Here is a 19,163-nt window from a genome sequence, read left to right on the forward strand (position 1 = left end):
GCTTTACGTCATACGAAATGTGACAGGGGCTTGTCTAAAAAGTCCATAAAAACAGAGCGAATGGAGAAAACAATGAGTTTTTCCATTCGCTCTGTTTCCTTATTTTTGAAATTGGTTTGGGAATTTGCGGCCCATTTCAGTATGTTGTGGGCCATTGCCACAATCCCGAATTCTGTTCGGACTTTATGAAGCCCCCGTAACAGAAATCGAGTGAAACGCAAATTGCCCTTGATGTTACCGAACACACTTTCGACATCCACTTTACGCTTCGCATAAAGAGCTGCCTTTTGTTCGTCACCAAGAGCTGCTTTGGCTTTCGCTTTCATTTCTTCATAAATCGTGTTCCAATATACTCGACGATTTCCTTTGGCTTTCGTACACCCATTCTTCAACGGGCAATCCGTACAATCTTCACACTCGTACACTTTCAAATCTTGTATGTATCCAGATGCATTTTTTCTTTTTTGATAATACTTGAATACGACTTTCCGATTGTTCGGACAGATAAAGCAATCGTCTTCTTCGATGTATTTCCAGTTTTGTACTTTTGATAAATCCTTTTTAAACTTTTTACTTTGTTCCTTCAAATAGGTTTGGTATGGGGCTAATAATTCAAAACGAGGTTCTTTTTCTTCGCCAATCGCATATAAATAGTTTTCTTCACTCGCATATCCTGCATCGGCAATGACATACTTGAGTTTCTTTTCCTTCGGCATCGATTCCAATAACTTTTCCATAAATGGTTGGAAACAGCGAGTATCTCCTGGATTTTGATAAATTTCAAATCCCACGATAAATTGATGTTGTGTGGCGAGTTGAACATTATAACCCGCCTTGAGTTGGCCGTTTTTCATATGGTCCTCTTTCATTCGCATAAAAGTGGCCTCATGGTCGGTTTTCGAGTAGCTATTTCGTTCACCTAGAATCTGTTTTTGTACTTTGTATTTTCGTAATCGTGGAAGATAATCCGTTTGAATCGTTTTCAGTTGTTTGGTGAGTTGGGATTTTTTAGAGCGAAGTTCTTTTTTTCTTTCTTTGTCTTCTTCCTGTTTATAATCTTTTTCCAAAGCTTCTATTCTCTCAGAAAGTTGTGCCGATGATTTTTCTAATTCTTCTTCTAATTGTTCTTCTTTTAATTCCTCCAAGGCGATTTGGTGCGCTTCTTGTAGAAACGATTGAATTTTGGCTCGTAGTTTCTGATCATATTTTTCTACGGATTTTCGCCATACAAACGTATATTTGTTGGCATTCGCTTCTATTTTCGTACCATCCACAAAAATATGGTCGAGGTCGATAAGTCCTTGTTCTACTAGTTGAAGGACAAATTGTTCAAATACAGAATCCATCATGTTTGACATACGAACACTACGAAAATCATTTATTGTGCGATGGTCAGGGGTTTGCAATCCCGCCAACCACATCATCGGAAGATTTTCTTTCACCATTTGCGCTATTTTCCGACTTGAATAAACATTTTGAGTGTACGCATATAAAATCACTTTCAATAACATTTTAGGGTGATAGGGTGCACGACCCCCACCAACATAATGAGTATACAACACTTCATCCGGAATCGATTCCACCATTTCATCCACTAAACGGGCGACATGATTTTCAGGAATATACATTTCGATATCTAAAATGCTCATGACTTGACGATTGCAATAAGGTTGGAAAACTAGTTTTTTGCGTTTCTTATTCTTTTGAACCTCTATTTTTTGAATACCCTCTAGAGTCATTTCTAATTGCGTGTTATAATTTTCTTGAATAGTCATTTGATTATTCATAAGAAATCGTCCTTTCTGTAGAATGTTTTTTGGTCAATTTCATTCTATAAAAAAGGACGATTTTTTTGTACCCTAAAAACAGAAAAAAGGGCTGAGCCCAAGGTCGATTCAATCGACTTTTCGGACAGCCCCTTTTTATTTTAATGGAATTTTATATACTTGTCGAAGCAAAAAATAAAGTGTGATGTCCCCTTTATGCGATCCTATTGTAGTAAAAACAAAGACATGTTTGGATTATCCAATCCTTCATAAATTTTACTCCACCATTTTTACCTATATATTTTCGTGCAAAAATACTAAACCTTAATTGATGCTAGTAATATTGTTTCATTTTGTCAAAATAGAGAGGAATTTATTGTTAATTGTTGAAAAGATTACTGTGAAAAACTTGGAAAGGGGGGATAAAAAATGAATAGTAGTCTTGGAGTTTCTCGCTATGTGCGAAATGTATTTGTCTTAATCATTGCGGGGCTTTTAATTACCTTATGTCTCTCTTTTACTCAAACACAAGCAGCCGGTCAGAACTATGCTAAAGCATGGGAAACACTAATGGGGGCAAAATGGAATGGCTATGTCCAAATCAAAGCCTCGTATAATGATAATGGCAAACACGCGAAACAGGGATATCACCGGTTTACTCGTCAGGCGGGACCTTCTCTTGATACAGGACGTCTTTACACTTCAAAAGCAAGTTCGAAAAGTGATACAAGAGTTCATTCCCGCCAAGACTCTGTTTGGGACTCACCACTTTGGGGTGACAAATATGTAACTCGCTATAACTATAACTTTATTTACTTCTAAAATTATAACCTAATTAAGTTTTACTTTCTAGAATTTGGATCAAAGCACGTAAATTGAGGAGGGCGTTGACATGAATACAAATAAATGGTTTCTATTAAATTTAAGACTTGCACTTAGTTGCGTCCTTCTCAGCATGCTAACATCTTTCATGGTGCAAGCATTTCAATGGACGCTTGAAAGCCGCCAAGAAATCACATTCGGCTTAACAGGAGAAATAACTGTCTTGACCATGATTAATGGTCCACAAGAGGTTACAAAAACTGAAGCATCTTCTGCACAAAGTATGTTAATTGACTATATTGATAAACAGTCACTATCTCTTGTTTATTCTTCGTTAGGCGATGGTCGACCTGAAATCATTGTTTACGACCCACATGGATCCCTGCCTTGGTTTCCAAAAGATTCAGATGAAAGTACGGACTTAACAACTTCTCATGCCTATCTTTTCCGAGGTACATACACTGAAAAACAGTGGTCGAATTCTGGTACAGCATCTCTTTTACCAAAGGAAGTTGAAATTTCCGGAGTGATTGATTCGCCATCTGCAACAGATGATTATCAATATGCACGTACGATTAATCTAGATCCACTACCTCCTGGAAATTACACGATAAATACTTCGGATCCGGATCAAGTAAAACATATATTAAACTTGTTCTATCAGATGGGGTTTGTCCCTCAGGTAAGTAAGGAAATCCCATTATTTACATATTTCATTAATAATCCATTTGTTGTAATCACTGTCATTTTTCTAGTTATGGGTCTTTTATGTGTTGTTTTGGACTGGTTTTTATACAATCAAGAACGTACTCGAGAGTTTGGCATTCGAAGACGTTATGGAGCCTTGCCCACTACCCTCGTGCGAGAAAATCTATTATTTGGGATAGCTGGTCTTCTAATAGGGAGTGCTATAGGTGGAATTATGTCAAAACTTCTAATAGCAGAAGTTAGCCATACTGATATCCCATTATTCAATTTACAAACATTCGCTAGTATTGCTATCTCATTCATTATTGTCATCTTGACATGGTCTTTGATACTTTATGTGGTTATAAAGACAAACAAGGAGGTAAATGTTGATGCGTGAGTTGTGGGCAGGGGTTATTATGGCTTGCCGACGTTGGCAGGCCATGTTAGGAATTTCATTGATGATTACCGCAGCCTGCGTTGTTTTTGCACTGGCCTTAGAGGATGTTGTATCCCAGGTTGCTGTATTAAAAGGAGGCCAGCAATTACGGGAACAGCACGCTGTCACTTTTACCCCTTACTATCCATCCGATGGTGAACCGAGTCAAGTAGGGACGGATACTATACAATTTGTGATAGACCAAATCAACGATCAAAAGGGCTATACTGCAATCATTAATAACATGGGACTTGATGATCCTGAATTTGCAGATGGACATCTTACACTAATACTGTTCGGTGATGTTATTTCAGATTTATTTCCTGAGCTTCAGCTGTGCGAATCCGTACCATGTGCTATGCAAGGGTCAAAACTTGCTGGTGAAAATATGGACTCTGTAAATATAGCAGGAGAAAACATACCAGTAGTCGGCACACTTCCTGCAGGAGCTACCTTTTTTGATCCTTCGGCGGCAGGTTTACCCTTAGACAATCGCATCGTGATTAGAGCACCATCTAACCTTCTTCCACTACTCAGTCCTATTGAGCAAGAAGAAGCTATAGCTCGAACGGTCTTGCTTGATCCGGAAGCTAAAGCGGTAGGTACGTTTGTTAAGATGAGTGCAAATAGTGACTTGTTTCTTATTCCCCATGACATAGCTGTGGATCAACCTCAACGATTTCGTGAAATAATGGGACGTTCCGCTATATATATTGTAGGTATGTTAAGTTTTCTGTTACTAGTTTTTATTGCTTTCGTGTCCTCTGCACGTTTGACGATTCGTCAAGAGCATCGGGCTTTTAAAATCAGGGTTATGTATGGAGCAACGCCTTTTCATATTAGTCTTCGCATTGGGGGATTTTTGGCAGCGGTGGTGCTGATCCCACCGATTACGATACTTACACTGCTCTTATGTTACTTACATCTTGCGGGTGCACCATCACCAAATGTACCGTTATGGGTTATGTTAGGAATCTTAGTGACATTTTTTATATTATGGTTATGGTCCATGCGCAGCACAAAAAAGATAGGAGGCTGAAAATGAAACCAATCCTTGAAGCTCGAAACATTTCGAAGGTTTATGGTAGGGATCGCACACAAGTAACGGCTCTTGAAAAAGTTTCTTTACGACTGAATGCTGGTGAATGTGTTATTTTGATGGGGGCGTCAGGTAGCGGTAAATCTACATTATTAAATATATTAGGATTAATTAGTAAGCCAACGCGGGGCCATATCCTCATTCAAGGAAGAGAAGTATCAGAACGCGATCGTAATAGGGCTCGTCTACGAAATGAGTATTTTGGATATATCCATCAGGATTACGCAATAATTGAGAATGAAACTGTTGAAAGTAATGTCATGATACCATTGCAATATGCAAGACCCTTACCAGGACGTAAGGAGAGAAAAAATAGAGTATTAGAGGCATTAGAGAAAGTCGGTCTGGATTGGGCATTAAAGAAGAAACCATCAGAACTTTCTGGAGGTGAACGACAGCGAGTTGCTATTGCTCGTGCTCTGGTGAACAATCCTGATGTGATACTCGCCGATGAGCCGACAGCAGCCCTTGATAGCGAGACAGCGCAAACAGTAATGTCTCATATTCTTTCTTTCAAAGAAAAAGGTGCTGCAGTGCTTGTTGCGACCCATGATGATAAGGTGGCTAAGCTAGGGGATCGAATTCTACGAATTAATGACGGTCAACTCATAACAAGTAAGGGGCTGTCCAAAAAGTGACTAATTTTCACTTTTTGGCAGCCTCTTTCTGTTAATTCATGCTTAAAAATACAAAAAAATCACCCTTTCTAGTAAAAGGTAAGTGACCAAACAAACATTTTAGAAAGAGGGCGATTTTTTATGAGTAATCAAAAGACTACTATAATGAATGATACCATGCAATTGTCATTTTTTCCAGAAATACATGATAAAGAACCTTCAAAACAGCAAAGAGACATTACTCCTACATTTAAAGAATACAACAATAAGCAAGTTATGGTTATTTATGATATTGAGGGGTTATTCCCATACCGACATCAAAAGCAATGACGCTTTGCATATACATTCCTCCTGATTTTTATGTAGAAGTCTTCACTTCACCTTATCGATTCCCTTTTCTTATACACGATCTCAAGGAACCAACATACTGAAACTGATTCTTATAAGGGCAGTGAAGTAGGCCAGTTTTTTCATTACGAACTCAAGGTTCTGGGGCTGTCACGACCTATTCTCCACTTCTACTATAAATCGAGTAGGAGGGAGCGATTAACTCCCGTCCTCTCACACCACCGTACGTACGGTTCCGTATACGGCGGTTCAATTAAGATAATTGACGCAAGTCTTTATAACTTCCGTGAATAGCTGTTCTCTTTATGCCAGTGGTCACTCCACCCTCCAAGAGATCTCCCACGGGATTCACCGCTTCCTCCCTCAAGTGAGGTACTACGTTTTCTGTGTTCATCATGACTCACTGAATGCCAAGGGCTATTCTCTCTTAATTGTTCGGTCCTTCTTAGTTGTTCTAGACCAACTAATACTATGACCTCTGCTGACTTCTGACTGTTCAGCTATCTATCACTAGATAGGTTACCAAGGTTACTTGGCGTGCCAGCCAGACCTCCCCGGGTAAGAGTGTAATCTTTCCTTCCATCCATCTGCTTCATTTACTCTGTATCACCTTCGGCAGAAAGGGCTTTGTTTTGTCTTGCAAACTCACCCAGTGATACCTAGCCTCATATGAAGTTCGTGTTCCTCAGACCGGAAGTTTGCCGCTCGCTTCCTTCAGATTCCGCGTCACCACGGACACCCTTGCGTTAAGCTAACTGCTACTTCTGCCTTCGCAGCTCGGGACTTTCACCCTATAGATTACACCCATGCCGGGCGCACAAATAGTAGCACAGACCATGGCCATGGTCTGTGCTACTAATCTTAGTATGTTTTTACGGAGAATTCATTGAATCATATGCGGTTGCTCATTTGTTTCAATTCCTTATAGTTAAGATAAAAACTTAAATAATGTTTGACCCGTGGTGCTAGATAAAATCAAACAAGCATAAAAAATAGCTCTTGCCTGGCGAATCTCCTGTAGAATGAAAGTGCGACCTACCATTCGAAAGGAGAATCCCCATGCAAGAGCACTTTCATTTTACTACAGATCGTGTCAAACTTCAAAAACAATATGCATCGATTTTGCTTTTTGTATCGGCTCAACTATCGAGTATCCAGATTCCTCTTCAACGTCGAAATCGTCATTTGTTGAAACAGAAAGACGAAGTCATCATCACCATCCATGTCCTTGGAAAGTTGTTGGGCTTCACTTCCGAACAGGCTTGGCATCGGTTTGTGATTGGGAATTTGTTTCCCAAGGACTTGTTCCCTGAGCGTTCTCGGTACAACCGTCGCTGCCGAGCGCTTAGCTTTGCGATCAAGTGGATTCGGCACCAGCTAGCCAAGCGTGGGCAACACCATGCGTATGCGGTCGTGGACAGTTTGCCGATCGAGCTGTGTCATTCATCCCGAATGTATCGCGCCAAACGGTTTCGTGGAATTGCGGATATTGGCTATTGTGCTTCGAAAAAGATCGCTTTCTATGGGTTGAAACTTCATCTGCAGGCCACCGACCAAGGGCTTCCGATGGGATATGTCGTCACTGAAGCGTCTTGTCACGATCGGGTGGCCGCTGAAACCGTCATGACGCAAATTCCACATCCATATAACCTAGGTGACAAAGGGTACATCAGCCAAAAACTGCAAAAGAAGCTGTACGAAGAGCATCGAGTCGCTTTTTGGACGCCCGTTCGAAAAAATCAGCGAATTCTCCAATCCGACGCATGGAAACAGTGGATGAAACGAAAACGCAAAGTGATTGAAACCGTGTTTTCGATTTTAGTCGATTCGTATCGGATCACCGAGATTCGAGCGAACTCGGTTTCTGGATTTGAAACGGCACTGGATGGTATTTTACTAGCTTACTCCCTTGTTGTTCTTAGGCTAGTTGAGCGTTAAGACTCAACTAGCACCACGGATGATTCAAAATAATCAATTTTTGGATCTTTTCCGTTAATGAATTCTTTAACTCGATTTTTTAGGTCCGATGGCTTTACATTCTTCTTGTACCTTTTTCTCAATACTAACCGCAACCTTTTTAAATATTCCTCGAATTCATCCTCGGTTAATCGATCCAAAGCCTCACGCACATTATTTACATACATGTTTCTCCCCTCACAAACCTTTTTACTATCAGTCATTTCCGTTTTATTTTCAGAAAATACTTAAAACATAATAAAAATGAAACCCATTTAAAACCTTAACGGGTTCACTTCGTGAAGAGAAATGTGAAAAAACACAGCAAATACAAAGTAATTAGTACAAAATAACAATATAAATCGCAAAGAAAAACGCTCGGAACAAAAATCAGAGCGTTTTTATACTTATTTACTGCTTCTTATTGAGCTAATACTTATTGTTACTTCGATAGTCTCTTCAAGAATACGTAGCTTACTTTATCATATTGCATTTTTTCTTCATAAAAACGATGTGCGTCAACACGCTGTAAGCCAGAAGATAAAGAAACGATATTATAATTATTCTCTTTAGCCCACTGATGTACTCTTGAATACAACAATAATATAGTGTTATGTAAAGTTCACATGAATAAAGGATACAGAAGGAATTTAATTTTCTTGTAAGAATCTAATAAATAATATTACAATGCAAGGAGGAAACTATCAGTGAATATTAGCTACAGCCATAGCAAAGATGATATTGATGTTGTAGAACTCAAAAAGATTTTCCAAAGAGTAGCTACTTGGAAGATGCCAACTGATATAGCAGAATGGGAAGAAATGTTAAAACATACCCCTTTACTGGTTGCAGCGTTTGATAATGGTAAAATTGTTGGTTTTGCCCGTATGCTTACCGATTATGTACGTTGGGGAGAAATCTACGATGTGGAAGTGGATAAACCTTATCAAGGAAAAGGTATAGGAAAACAGTTGATATTAAGATTGATAAATCATCCAAAAGTGAAGAGGGTTCGTACTATTGCTTTAGGAACAAAAGATAAAACCTCCTTCTATGAGAAACTGGGTTTTACAAATGTAAATAAGTATGGTGGTCATTATCTAATTTTAGTAAGAAAAGAGCGAGATCACGAATTAGAATAGACGAGTGGCTCGAAAATAAGAAAAACAATCGTGTGTGTTGTTAACGGGTTCACTTGTCAGGTGCAAAACAGTAAAACGCAGGTTGAGTCACAGGTCAAATCGCACAATTTTCACAATGAATTCACAGTATAATTCAAATTAATAAAAGAGCTTGAAAAACGTTACAAGAAAACGTTCCAATCTCTTTTATATTTAATGTAGGTTATTCAACAAAGCACCCGTTAGCCAACCATGAAGCGAGCTTCATCACAGATGTGGAAGTTAATTCTTTCTTCCATGGGAGTCAACCATGCCGCATCTATGTGGCATCAGCAATGATGAAAATACTAATTTTTTGGATAATTTAGTAAAAAACATTGCAATCATTCTACCGTGTGATTATAATAAATAAAAAAATTCCATATATCTTTGTGATGATGAAGAATAGTAGGCATGGCGGACACTTCAGAGAGCTGATGGTTGGTGCAAATCAGTGTGGAAACCATGTTGAATGGGCTTCGGAGCAACCAGACCGAAATTTAGAGTAGGTTTTGGCGGAGAGTCTCACCGTTAAAAGAGACAAGGTATCGAAACGTAATTTATGTTTCCGTACCCTAAAAGTGCGTTTGTTGTTTTACAAACGAACAAAGGTGGCACCGCGGCTTTCCGTCCTTTGGCAAGTGGATGGAAAGCCTTTTTATTTAGTTGTCTAAAAGTCCTGCGGTAATATGTCAAGGTGAAAAATCATAGAAATTGGAAATTCCCTTGTCCGATGATCCGAAAAAAGGCAATACTGAAGAAACCCAGTATTGGTACATGTAATAAACTGGGTCTAAAGGTTGATATTGGTATACCAGATCGATCCTCTTATCGATCTTCCCCCTTTCTTGGCGTGTAGATTTGACCGTTGCGTAGCAGCGCATCGATCACACGCACGAGTTTTCTAGCGGTGAGGACGAGGGCTCGTTTATGTTGGTGTTTGGGCACTTCCTCATACTTCTTCCGGTAGTACGCACGAAACGTCGCATCATGCCGTTGCACCGAGTTGGCAGCCTCCACTAGGTAGTAACGGAGATAGCGATTGCCGGAACGAATGAGGGAGGTGTCCTCGGCTTGAAAACGGCCCGATTGGTGCTTGGACCATGTCAAGCCGGCATATTTTGCCAAGGCGGCCTGGTTGTGAAACCGCTCGATTTGCCCGATTTCGGCCAGGATGCCTGCGGTATAAACCGGTCCGATGCCTGGGATGGTTTGCAGTGTGTTCGGAATGCCTTCAAGATGGCGGGTAATGGCTTTATCGAGCTCTTTGAGCTGCGATTGCAGGCTGCGGATTGATTGAATCGACAGCCCTAACAGCAAGTCGATGGAATCCTCGACACACTTGGACAACCGATACGACGAACGGGCCGCCTTTTGAATCGACTTGGCGATGCATTCCGGATCGGCAAAGCGATTGCGCCCTTTTTGGCGCAGGAAGTCGGCCAACTGCTTGACATCCATTTGGCAGATGTCATCGAGGCTCCACGACTCAAGCAGCAGTTCGAGAATGGCATGTCCGAAGATCGAACTGTCCACCTCTTGGGTAAAGGAACTGCATTTGTAAAACAAGTGCTGGAGAAAATACTGTTTCTCACGGGTTAACTGGTGGACGAGATGATATCGCATGCGTGTCAGTCGCTGAAGCGCGAGAAACTGCTCCTTGAGGACAGCCGTCATCTTCAGACGGCCGAAGCGAAGCCGATCCGCAATGATCCAAGCATCGATGTCATCCGTTTTCTCCAAGTCGACATAGGCTTCTTTAAACTTGCGAATGAGCTTTGGATTGATCGTAAACACCTTGACGTTCCAAGCCTGCAAGGCCTCCTGCTGGTGGAAAAACATAGCTGGATGCCAACTGTAGACCGAGGTGGCTTCCATCCCGATCAGAATTTCGGTTGGCTTTCGCTTGTTAGCCCACAGGAGGATTTGATCCCGAAGGAAGGTGGCGCCCAGAAGATGATTATCCACTTTGAAGCGTGCGCACGTATTTCCTTCATGATCCATAATGCAGGTGGCTAAGTCGCGTGAGCTCACGTCGATCCCGACGTAGAGTTTCATGAGATCACCTCCTATTGTTGTAGGATCGAGGGGTTGGACTCTTCGGGATGCCCCCGGATCGCGCCTGTTGACCAGTCACCCTCGCATATGAGAACTCACGTTGGACCATGGGCTGCCCTGGAAGCTGCTCCTTCCAGCATGGGGAAAACCAACGGGAACAGCCTGCGGGTTAGACGTCCAAACAGGGGCCGAGGAGACAGACTTTACAAGTAGTCAAAGCTACAGGAGTGAGAAGAGTATCCCCGATGATCCTAAGACCATTATCCAGGAACATTGCGAAAAGTCCAACCCCGGTACGCTCAACCCTTTGTGGGAGGGGCGCGCCCCTCCCACAAAGGCAACCACCCAAGATATGCGATTGTCAAGGAGCGTATCGGACTGGAAATTCGATAAAAAAACTTTCTGAAACTTAGTATACGAGGAGTGATTAGTCATGGAAGACGGCTGGTGGACGTTTTTTTCAATTCAAAGCATTAAAACTACAACAAAATGGAGGGATTTCGATGAATAGGGGAATATTAGTATCAGGAATAAGACCTACAGGAGAATTACATTTGGGTAACTACTATGGTGCAATGAAGAATATCCTTGAATTACAGGAAAAGTACAATTCATACTTTTTTATCAATGATATTCATTCACTAACTACTCACCCTAAACCAGATGATTTAACGAGAAATGTTTTGGAAATTGCTAAAGATTATTTGGCAGCAGGGCTCGATCCAAATAAATCTACATTTTATGTCCAATCCTCGATTGCAGAGGAAATATGTGAATTGCATACTTATTTAAGCATGGTAATGCCATTAGGGGATTTATTACGTTGTCCGACATTTAAGGAAAAAGCAAAAAAACAACCTGATAATGTCAATTATGGATTAGTAGGTTATCCAGTTTTGATGGCAGCAGACATTCTTATACACAAAGGAAAATTTGTGCCCGTCGGCGAAGATCAATTGGTTCATTTGGAAATAGCAAGGACCATTGTACGTAGATTTAACCAACTCTATGGAGATATTTTTCCTGAACCAAGACCGATTGTGGAAAATGCTGTTCGTATTCCTTCTCTTTCAGGGAAAGGGAAAATGAGTAAATCCGATAACGCCGACAGTTATATTAGTATGAAAGATGACAATGAAACCATTCAACGAAAAGTAAAGAAGGCATATTCTGACCCTACTCGTATCTATAAACATCAAGCAGGTAACCCTTCAAAAGAAGGGTGCAACGTTTATCATTTGCACACTTACTTTACTGAAAAGGAAACGTTAGAAAAGATTCAGCTCCAATGCAGTAATGCGACGATAGGGTGCGTACAATGTAAATCCATTCTATCCGATTCGATCAATTCCATCGTTGGACCGTTTAGAGAAAAAAGAAAAAAATTGTCAGATAGTGATGTATATGATGTTTTAGAACACGGGAAAATGAAAGCGAAAGAGTCATCACAAAAAGTGATCAGTGAAGTTAGAAAGGCAATTGGATTAAGGATGTTTTAAGTGATTTAATAAGGTGTATCGAATAGTGATACACCTTTTTCTTCATCAATTTATTAACGGTTTATTATGACTAACTGCTTCGTTAGCCAACCATGAAACGAACTTCACCACAGATGATGGAAGTTCATTCGTTCTTCCCAGGGAGACAACCATGCCGCATCTATGCGGCATCATCAGAATAATGAAAAATTCATTTTCAGGATAGACCTCCATGTCGTGCTTACGGCACTAGCAAATGATGAAAATACTAATTTTCGGGATAGTTAAAAAAGAAATGGGTGTAAGCAAAGGGGCTGTCCGATAAGTCCCTAAAATGAAGCAAGTGGAGAAAAACAATTCGTTTCTCTCCACTTGCTTTTATATTTTTTCGATTTTTATCTGAAAGTAGCTGGCGGATGCCGGCTACTTTCAGGAAGTTGTGGGCTAATGCCACAATCCCTTTCCACCTAACTATCATAATTACGGCTTCAATATCTCGCCGTCACCATTTTTTTGCGCGTATAAAATTCGACGCCGTCGCGTCCATTTGCATGAAGGTCTCCGTAGAAAGAGTTTTTATAACCGGAGAATGGAAAGAAAGCCATCGGCGCCGGAACCGCCACGTTGACACCGAGCATGCCGGCGTCAATTTCTTCGCGGAATTGACGGATCGCTTTCGCGCTGTCGGTATAAATGCACGCGCCATTGGCAAATTCGCATTGGTTGGCAATTTGAATGGCTTCATCTAAATCGCGCGCGCGAACGACCGACAAAACAGGCGCAAAAATTTCATCTTTCCAAATCGTCATGCTCGGTTTCACATGATCAAAAATCGTCGGGCCGATAAAATAGCCTTCCCCGCTTGTCGCAGCGTCACGACGTCCGTCACGGACAAGCTGCGCTCCTTCTTTTTCACCGATTTCAATATATTGGATGGTCCGTTCTTTATGAGACTGGCGAATGACGGGGCCCAAAAAAACATCTTTCTGCAATCCGTTGCCGATTTTTATCTCATCGGCTGCTTTCTTTAAACGCTCCACAAGTTCATCGGCAATATCGCCGACGGCCACTACTACTGCGCACGCCATGCAGCGTTCGCCTGCCGAGCCAAATGCAGCATTAATAATGTTTGCAACGGCATAATCCAAATCAGCATCTGGCATAACAATGGAATGGTTTTTCGCACCTGCCAAAGCTTGCACCCGTTTTCCATGAGCCGCTGCCGTTTTATATACATACTCAGCGACCGGCTGAGATCCGACGAAAGAGACCGCTTTAATATCTTTATGTTCTAAAATGCCATTGACGACATCATGCGCCCCATGAACGATGTTTAGGACACCCGCTGGGAGACCGGCTTCCGTAAATAGTTCAGCTAAGCGATTGGCTAACATTGGCGTACGTTCAGACGGTTTCAGCACAAACGTATTTCCGCAGGCAATCGCCAAAGGAAACATCCAGCATGGGACCATCATCGGAAAATTGAAAGGCGTAATTCCCGCAACGACGCCAAGCGGATAACGGTACATGCCTGATTCGATTCCCGTGGCGATGTCTGGAAGCTGCTGTCCCATCATTAAAGTAGGAACTCCCGCAGCAAACTCTACGCATTCAATCCCGCGTTGAACCTCACCATACGCTTCATCATAGCTCTTACCGTTTTCTAATGTAACAAGACGAGCTAACTCTTCCCAATGCTCAACAAGGAGCTGCTGGTAGCGAAAAAGAATGCGGGCGCGACGCGGTACAGGCACTTTGCTCCATGTTTTGAACGCTTCTCTTGCTGCCGCAACCGCTTGATCTAATTCTTTCCGTGAAGAAATCGGAACATAAGCTAACGCTTCTCCCGTAGCTGGGTTAGGAACGAGTTCTACCTTTCCTGAAGATGAGTCTACCCATTGTCCACCTATAAAGTTTTTCAATGTTTGTACAGTAGTCGCTGAAGCCATCATTCATTCCTCCTTCAATTTTGTTTTTAAACAAGCCCGGTTAAACTGTACACAGCAATCACAAAGAAACAAGCAATGCTCTTAATGATAGTGATCGCAAAAATATCACGATAAGATTGGCGGTGAGTTAACCCTGTGACTGCAAGAAGTGTAATCACTGCTCCGTTATGCGGAAGAGAATCCATGCCCCCGGAAGCCATCGCCACAACGCGATGCATCACTTCTAGCGGAATACCGTAATTTGTTGCCATTTCCACATACTTCTCTCCCATAGCACTAAGAGCGATCCCCATTCCACCGGAAGCAGAACCGGTAATCCCTGCTAAAACGTTCGTTGTTACCGCCCCATTTACCAATGGATTGGTAAAAGTGTGAGAAATTCCTTCACGAACCACGCTAAAACCCGGCAACGCTGCAATAACGCCGCCAAATCCATACTCTGAACCTGTATTCATGGCAGCCAATAAAGCGCCGCCAATGCTAGCATTTATACCGCTTTTAAACCCTTGCACGATACCTTTCCAATTATAAGCAATCGTAGCGATAATGCCGATTACCAGCGCCAGTTCGACAGACCAAATTCCAACCACTTTAGAAATTTCAACCATTCCAAATTCTTTTAAACCGATCTTGGTAAAATCAAAGCCATTAGGATACCACTTTGGAATATTTACCGTAAAAAACTTATTCATCACACCTACTAAAATAAGAGGCAAAAATGCTAACCATTGACGCGCTTTGCTTGTTGTCCCTTCTGTAGGCAAATGGACGGCAAGCGCCTCCGCTTCTGCCGCAGCAGCCATTTCTGGACGTGGATCGTCAAACCCGTCATACCCTTCGCCAGCCGCTTCTGCTTTTTTGCGCCGAGATTCCAAATACACCATGCCAAGAACGAAAATGAAAATGGAACCGATGATCCCTAACGTTGGGGCAGCATAAATATCCGTTTTGAAAAAAGAAGTAGGAATCACGTTTTGAATTTGCGGTGTCCCCGGCAGAGCGTCCATCGTAAACGATAAAGCCCCTAAAGCAATCGTTCCGGGAATTAACCGTTTAGGAATATTCGCTTCACGAAAAAGGTTGGCAGCAAACGGATAAACAGCAAACGCGACAACAAACAAGCTGACCCCGCTGTAAGTTAAGATGGCGCACATGAAAACAATTGCTAAAATAGCGCGTTTTGCACCAACTAATTGAATAATGATTTTGGCAATCGATGATGCTACCCCTGACATTTCAACTAACTTTCCAAAAATAGCCCCTAATAAGAAAACAGGAAAATATAGTTTAATAAAACCAACCATCTTTTCCATAAAAATATTCGAGAAGAACGGAAGCGCGTAGCTAGGTTCAGTAAGAATGACCGCCAGCAATGCACACAGCGGTGCAAAAAGAATAACAGAAAATCCTCTGTAAGCAATTAACATTAACAACGCTAAAGCAAGAACAATAACAAGAAGATCCATCACCTTTTCTCCCCTTCCCCCTTGACCCCTTTCTTTGACTAAAACGATATAGAGTGCGTTGAACGAAAATCATAATCATAGCAAACATGATAAAGTTGAACAATTTCTTCATGGGTCGGAACTCTTGGGTTATTTCCCGGACTGCCGCTCGCTAGCGCATCGGCTGCCATTTTATCAACGGCCTTGTCAAACTGTTCTTTTTCAATTCCCCATGTTTTCATATTTGGAATATGAAGATCCAGGCAGAGCTGCTTCACTTCCAAAATAAGCGCATCGGCCGCTTCTTCATCGGAGGCGTTCTTTAATTCCGGCTTGATCAGACGGGAGATTACTGCAAGTTTTTCTACCGCGCTCTCTTTTGTAAATTCCAGCACCCCCGGCAGCAGCATCGCGTTCGACACGCCGTGCGGAACATGAAAAAGTGCGCCGATCGGCCGTGACATCCCGTGGACAAGCGTCACCGATGCGTTGGAAAATGCAGCACCTGCCACCATCGCACCGATTGCCATCTTCTCGCGCGCAACCATATCGTTGCCGTTTTCATACGCTTGGCGCAAATTCCCCATAATCGCTTCGATCGCCGATAGCGCCAATACATCGGTCACTGGATGGGTGCGCCGCGAAATATACGCTTCGATCGCATGGCATAGCGCGTCTATCCCAGTTGCCGCGGTCACAGACGGCGGACATGATGCGGTTAGAAGCGGGTCGACAATCGCCACAGCCGGCAATAGTTCGGGCTGGGAAATCATCATTTTGACGTCCGTTTGCGTGTCAATAATGACGGTAACTTTCGTGACCTCGGAACCGGTGCCTGCAGTCGTCGGAACGGCGATAAGCGGAAGCGGTTTGTTCGCAAACGGCTTGACATTGTCAACATAGTCGCTAATCGTTCCTTCGTTTGTCATCATGACCGCCACCGCTTTCGCCGTATCAATGCTGCTCCCTCCGCCAATAGCAACGATGACATCGCACTGCTCTTGACGGCAAACTTCGAGCGCTTCCTTTACATGAATATCGGTCGGCTCCGTATCTACCCCTGTATACTTGGCAAATGGAAGCGCTTTTTTTCGTAAATGTTCTTCACAAATCGCGACATTGCCGAGCTTCTCCATGACTGGATCACTGATAATAAGCACTTTGTTCCCAAGCAGACGCGCCTGATTCCCAATTTCGTTAAATGCACCGCGTCCATATAAAATCCGGCTCGGCATGAGAAGTTGATACACTTGTGACATCGTTCTTCCTCCTTTTTTGATAACGCTTTCAATATAATGATTATGCAAAAGTCATGCCAAGCCGGAACTACCACTATTTTTTTGCTAGTTTAAATATTCAGTTTTTTATTACTACAATGATGCACCGACAATTATCCGACATATTCCAGACATATTTGTACATTATTCCAACGTGTTTATAGATTATATTTTTTCAGTTTTTCATAAAGTGTGGACCGATGCATGCCAAGTTTTCGCGCTGCCGCTGTTTTATTTCCCTTCGCATCAATTAATGCTTGCTTGATTCTTTCACGTTCATAATTATCGACAATATCCCGCCAATGAACATCTGTTTGTTCGATGATATGTTTTCTTTCTTCCATTTCACGACCGTTTTTCATAAACAAAGCTGAAGAAAGAATATGAGAAGGCAAGTGCTCCTTTTCGATTTTTTGCCCGTCCACCATTCCAACCAACCATTCCACTACATTGACAAGCTCGCGAATATTCCCCGGCCATGAATAATCCATAAGCGCTTGCATCGCCTCTTTTGTGAATTCTTTTTGTTTTAAGCCGAACTGCTTACAAATCCTTTCCATATGGTAGGCGAGCAAATAAGGGATATCCATTTTTCGCTCCCGCAAGGCAGGTATATGAATGCGAATAATATTGAGGCGGTAGAAAAGGTCTTCGCGAAACTCACCTTTTTGTACCATTTCCTCTAAATTTTTATTCGTAGCGGCGATGATGCGAACATCAAGCTCCATTTCCGCCACGCCTCCGACTCGCTCCACTTTTTTCTCTTCTAACACTCTCAGTATTTTCGCTTGCATATATAGCGGCATATCGCCTATTTCATCTAAAAATAACGTCCCTTTATGGGCAAGTTGAAACTTTCCCGGCTTTCCACCTTTTTTCGCTCCGGTAAACGCTCCTTCTTCATAGCCAAACAATTCTGCCTCGAGCAGCGATTCCGGAATTGCTGCACAGTTGACGCTGACAAAATTGCCATCAACATACGGACTCGATTGGTGAATCGCTTTCGCCAACACTTCTTTTCCCGTTCCGCTTTCTCCGGTAATTAACACAGTAGATGGCACACGCGCTGCTCTTCTCACCATTTGCTTAATTTTCGCGATCGCTGGGCTGCGGCCGACAATGCTATCCGCACCTGAAATTTGTTTTTTTGGAGAAGCCGCACGTTTTACTTGCTTTTCTTTTTGACTAGATTGACGCGTTAACTCTTGTACTCGCTGAAAAATTTGATACACTTCCGAAACTCCTTGAAAAATAAGCATTCCAATTGCCCCGACCACTTTTCCTTCGCGCCAAATTGGAATGCGATGCACAATCATCGTCTGATCAAAAATTTTTTGAATAAATCCTCTTTCCGGAATACCCGTTTCGATGCAAATATGTAATCTCGTATTTTCAATGACTTCTGTCACATGTTTTCCGATCGCATCTTCCCGGCGAATGCCGAGAAATTGACAATACGCCTTGTTTATTTCCCGAATAATGCCTTGCGCGTCCACGACAGCAATTCCTTCATATGCCGAATCAAGAACAGTTTTCATCATCTCCACCATGCTATGCGCCCCTTGCAATTCCTGTTCCAACCGCTGGATATCGGCAACCAGCTCCGAAACGGGCGCATGGCTTTCAGTCGGAACATCGGCCTGCTGTTCTTCTGTATGTTCCACTGTCGTTTCCTGCACGTTCCATAGCGCCTCTATTGTTGTGTCGTCATCCCATTTGTCCGCCAACGCTTTTAGTAGCATCCTGTATGTCAATCGACCGATCTCTCGCCGCTGACGGTCAATTACCGGAATTTCGTTTATCTCGTAGCAGATAAACAGCTGCACTGCTTCTTTCAACGTCTGATCGACACGCAACACGATTTTTTCACATCCATGCATACTTCTGTACATGCAAAGTCCCTCCTTCCCCTTCCTGTTCATATTTTTCGCTGCGCTCAAGAGAAATCCTTTGCATCGATCTGACGCGACAAAAAAGAGGCAATCTTTTCGCTTGCCTCTTTTTATAAATGTGGATATATCAAAGGTTGTAGCTGTTTTAGGAGCGTTTTTTTGACATCCTT

Annotated in this window: 14 protein-coding genes, 1 pseudogene and 1 other annotated feature; of the genes and pseudogenes, 8 read left to right on the forward strand and 7 right to left on the reverse strand. The window is 42.3% G+C overall.

Going from position 1 to position 19,163, the window contains the following annotated elements; all coding sequences use genetic code 11:
• Positions 1-8: 8 nt before the first annotated feature.
• Positions 9-1,787, reverse strand: a complete 1,779-nt coding sequence (locus NSQ41_RS10250; protein ID WP_339209863.1) for an IS1182 family transposase — start codon at positions 1,785-1,787, stop codon at positions 9-11.
• A 408-nt stretch (positions 1,788-2,195) separates the two neighbouring features.
• Here NSQ41_RS10250 and NSQ41_RS10255 point away from each other — a divergent pair, with 408 nt between their 5' ends.
• The 6 genes from NSQ41_RS10255 (at position 2,196) to NSQ41_RS10280 (ending at position 7,716) form a co-directional block, all read left to right on the forward strand.
• Positions 2,196-2,588 (forward strand): hypothetical protein, encoded by a 393-nt coding sequence (locus tag NSQ41_RS10255; protein ID WP_094245969.1) that lies wholly within the window; start codon positions 2,196-2,198, stop codon positions 2,586-2,588.
• A gap of 70 nt (positions 2,589-2,658) precedes the next feature.
• Positions 2,659-3,675: an FtsX-like permease family protein gene (locus NSQ41_RS10260; protein ID WP_263115627.1), complete on the forward strand. Its 1,017-nt coding sequence runs from the start codon at positions 2,659-2,661 to the stop codon at positions 3,673-3,675.
• The gene (locus tag NSQ41_RS10265; protein WP_094245971.1) at positions 3,668-4,753 is read left to right on the forward strand and encodes a hypothetical protein; all 1,086 of its coding nucleotides are present in this window, start codon (positions 3,668-3,670) and stop codon (positions 4,751-4,753) included. The genes NSQ41_RS10260 and NSQ41_RS10265 overlap by 8 nt, the downstream gene beginning before the upstream one ends.
• 2 nt (positions 4,754-4,755) lie before the next feature.
• The gene (locus NSQ41_RS10270; RefSeq protein ID WP_094245972.1) at positions 4,756-5,451 is read left to right on the forward strand and encodes an ABC transporter ATP-binding protein; all 696 of its coding nucleotides are present in this window, start codon (positions 4,756-4,758) and stop codon (positions 5,449-5,451) included.
• Positions 5,452-5,571: 120 nt separating this feature from the next.
• Entirely contained in the window at positions 5,572-5,760 is a 189-nt protein-coding gene (locus NSQ41_RS10275) for a hypothetical protein (protein WP_263115623.1), read from the forward strand.
• Between the two features lie 1,077 nt (positions 5,761-6,837).
• Entirely contained in the window at positions 6,838-7,716 is an 879-nt protein-coding gene (locus tag NSQ41_RS10280) for an IS982 family transposase (RefSeq protein WP_339209864.1), read from the forward strand.
• A 460-nt stretch (positions 7,717-8,176) separates the two neighbouring features.
• Here the strand turns inward: NSQ41_RS10280 and NSQ41_RS10285 are convergent.
• Positions 8,177-8,332: pseudogene (locus tag NSQ41_RS10285) on the reverse strand (GNAT family N-acetyltransferase); the annotation flags it as partial.
• 109 nt (positions 8,333-8,441) lie between these two features.
• On the opposite strand from NSQ41_RS10285, the gene NSQ41_RS10290 reads away from it, so the two are divergent.
• Positions 8,442-8,876 (forward strand): GNAT family N-acetyltransferase, encoded by a 435-nt coding sequence (locus NSQ41_RS10290; RefSeq protein ID WP_339209865.1) that lies wholly within the window; start codon positions 8,442-8,444, stop codon positions 8,874-8,876.
• A 404-nt stretch (positions 8,877-9,280) separates the two neighbouring features.
• Positions 9,281-9,532: a binding site (T-box leader), on the forward strand.
• A gap of 190 nt (positions 9,533-9,722) precedes the next feature.
• On the opposite strand, the gene NSQ41_RS10295 is transcribed toward NSQ41_RS10290, so the two are convergent.
• The gene (locus NSQ41_RS10295) at positions 9,723-10,952 is read right to left on the reverse strand and encodes an IS110 family transposase (RefSeq protein WP_027725928.1); all 1,230 of its coding nucleotides are present in this window, start codon (positions 10,950-10,952) and stop codon (positions 9,723-9,725) included.
• A 503-nt stretch (positions 10,953-11,455) separates the two neighbouring features.
• Between NSQ41_RS10295 and trpS the strand changes: the two genes are divergently transcribed.
• Entirely contained in the window at positions 11,456-12,451 is a 996-nt protein-coding gene (trpS, locus tag NSQ41_RS10300; protein WP_339209866.1) for a tryptophan--tRNA ligase, read from the forward strand.
• A gap of 467 nt (positions 12,452-12,918) precedes the next feature.
• Here trpS and NSQ41_RS10305 read toward each other — a convergent pair whose 3' ends face one another.
• The 4 genes from NSQ41_RS10305 to NSQ41_RS10320 form a co-directional block, all read right to left on the reverse strand.
• Positions 12,919-14,379 (reverse strand): CoA-acylating methylmalonate-semialdehyde dehydrogenase, encoded by a 1,461-nt coding sequence (locus tag NSQ41_RS10305; protein ID WP_339209867.1) that lies wholly within the window; start codon positions 14,377-14,379, stop codon positions 12,919-12,921.
• 26 nt (positions 14,380-14,405) lie between these two features.
• Entirely contained in the window at positions 14,406-15,845 is a 1,440-nt protein-coding gene (locus tag NSQ41_RS10310) for a GntP family permease (RefSeq protein WP_339209868.1), read from the reverse strand.
• Positions 15,846-15,883: 38 nt separating this feature from the next.
• On the reverse strand, positions 15,884-17,083 hold the full coding sequence (locus tag NSQ41_RS10315) for an iron-containing alcohol dehydrogenase (RefSeq protein WP_339209869.1): 1,200 nt from the start codon (positions 17,081-17,083) through the stop codon (positions 15,884-15,886).
• A gap of 176 nt (positions 17,084-17,259) precedes the next feature.
• On the reverse strand, positions 17,260-18,993 hold the full coding sequence (locus NSQ41_RS10320) for a sigma 54-interacting transcriptional regulator (protein WP_339209870.1): 1,734 nt from the start codon (positions 18,991-18,993) through the stop codon (positions 17,260-17,262).
• Positions 18,994-19,163: the final 170 nt, after the last annotated feature.

Source organism: Aeribacillus sp. FSL K6-8210, from assembly GCF_037963925.1.
Lineage (GTDB): Bacteria > Bacillota > Bacilli > Bacillales > Aeribacillaceae > Aeribacillus > Aeribacillus composti.

Bases quoted from the DNA above. Each gene is read 5' to 3' on its own strand.
- NSQ41_RS10320 (WP_339209870.1), bottom strand. From the start codon at position 18,993: ATGTACAGAAGTATGCATGGATGTGAAAAAATCGTGTTGCGTGTCGAT.
- NSQ41_RS10265 (WP_094245971.1), top strand. From the start codon at position 3,668: ATGCGTGAGTTGTGGGCAGGGGTTATTATGGCTTGCCGACGTTGGCAG.
- NSQ41_RS10295 (WP_027725928.1), bottom strand. From the start codon at position 10,952: ATGAAACTCTACGTCGGGATCGACGTGAGCTCACGCGACTTAGCCACC.
- NSQ41_RS10275 (WP_263115623.1), top strand. From the start codon at position 5,572: ATGAGTAATCAAAAGACTACTATAATGAATGATACCATGCAATTGTCA.
- NSQ41_RS10280 (WP_339209864.1), top strand. From the start codon at position 6,838: ATGCAAGAGCACTTTCATTTTACTACAGATCGTGTCAAACTTCAAAAA.
- trpS (WP_339209866.1), top strand. From the start codon at position 11,456: ATGAATAGGGGAATATTAGTATCAGGAATAAGACCTACAGGAGAATTA.
- NSQ41_RS10310 (WP_339209868.1), bottom strand. From the start codon at position 15,845: ATGGATCTTCTTGTTATTGTTCTTGCTTTAGCGTTGTTAATGTTAATT.
- NSQ41_RS10270 (WP_094245972.1), top strand. From the start codon at position 4,756: ATGAAACCAATCCTTGAAGCTCGAAACATTTCGAAGGTTTATGGTAGG.
- NSQ41_RS10305 (WP_339209867.1), bottom strand. From the start codon at position 14,379: ATGGCTTCAGCGACTACTGTACAAACATTGAAAAACTTTATAGGTGGA.
- NSQ41_RS10315 (WP_339209869.1), bottom strand. From the start codon at position 17,083: ATGTCACAAGTGTATCAACTTCTCATGCCGAGCCGGATTTTATATGGA.
- NSQ41_RS10255 (WP_094245969.1), top strand. From the start codon at position 2,196: ATGAATAGTAGTCTTGGAGTTTCTCGCTATGTGCGAAATGTATTTGTC.
- NSQ41_RS10250 (WP_339209863.1), bottom strand. From the start codon at position 1,787: ATGAATAATCAAATGACTATTCAAGAAAATTATAACACGCAATTAGAA.
- NSQ41_RS10260 (WP_263115627.1), top strand. From the start codon at position 2,659: ATGAATACAAATAAATGGTTTCTATTAAATTTAAGACTTGCACTTAGT.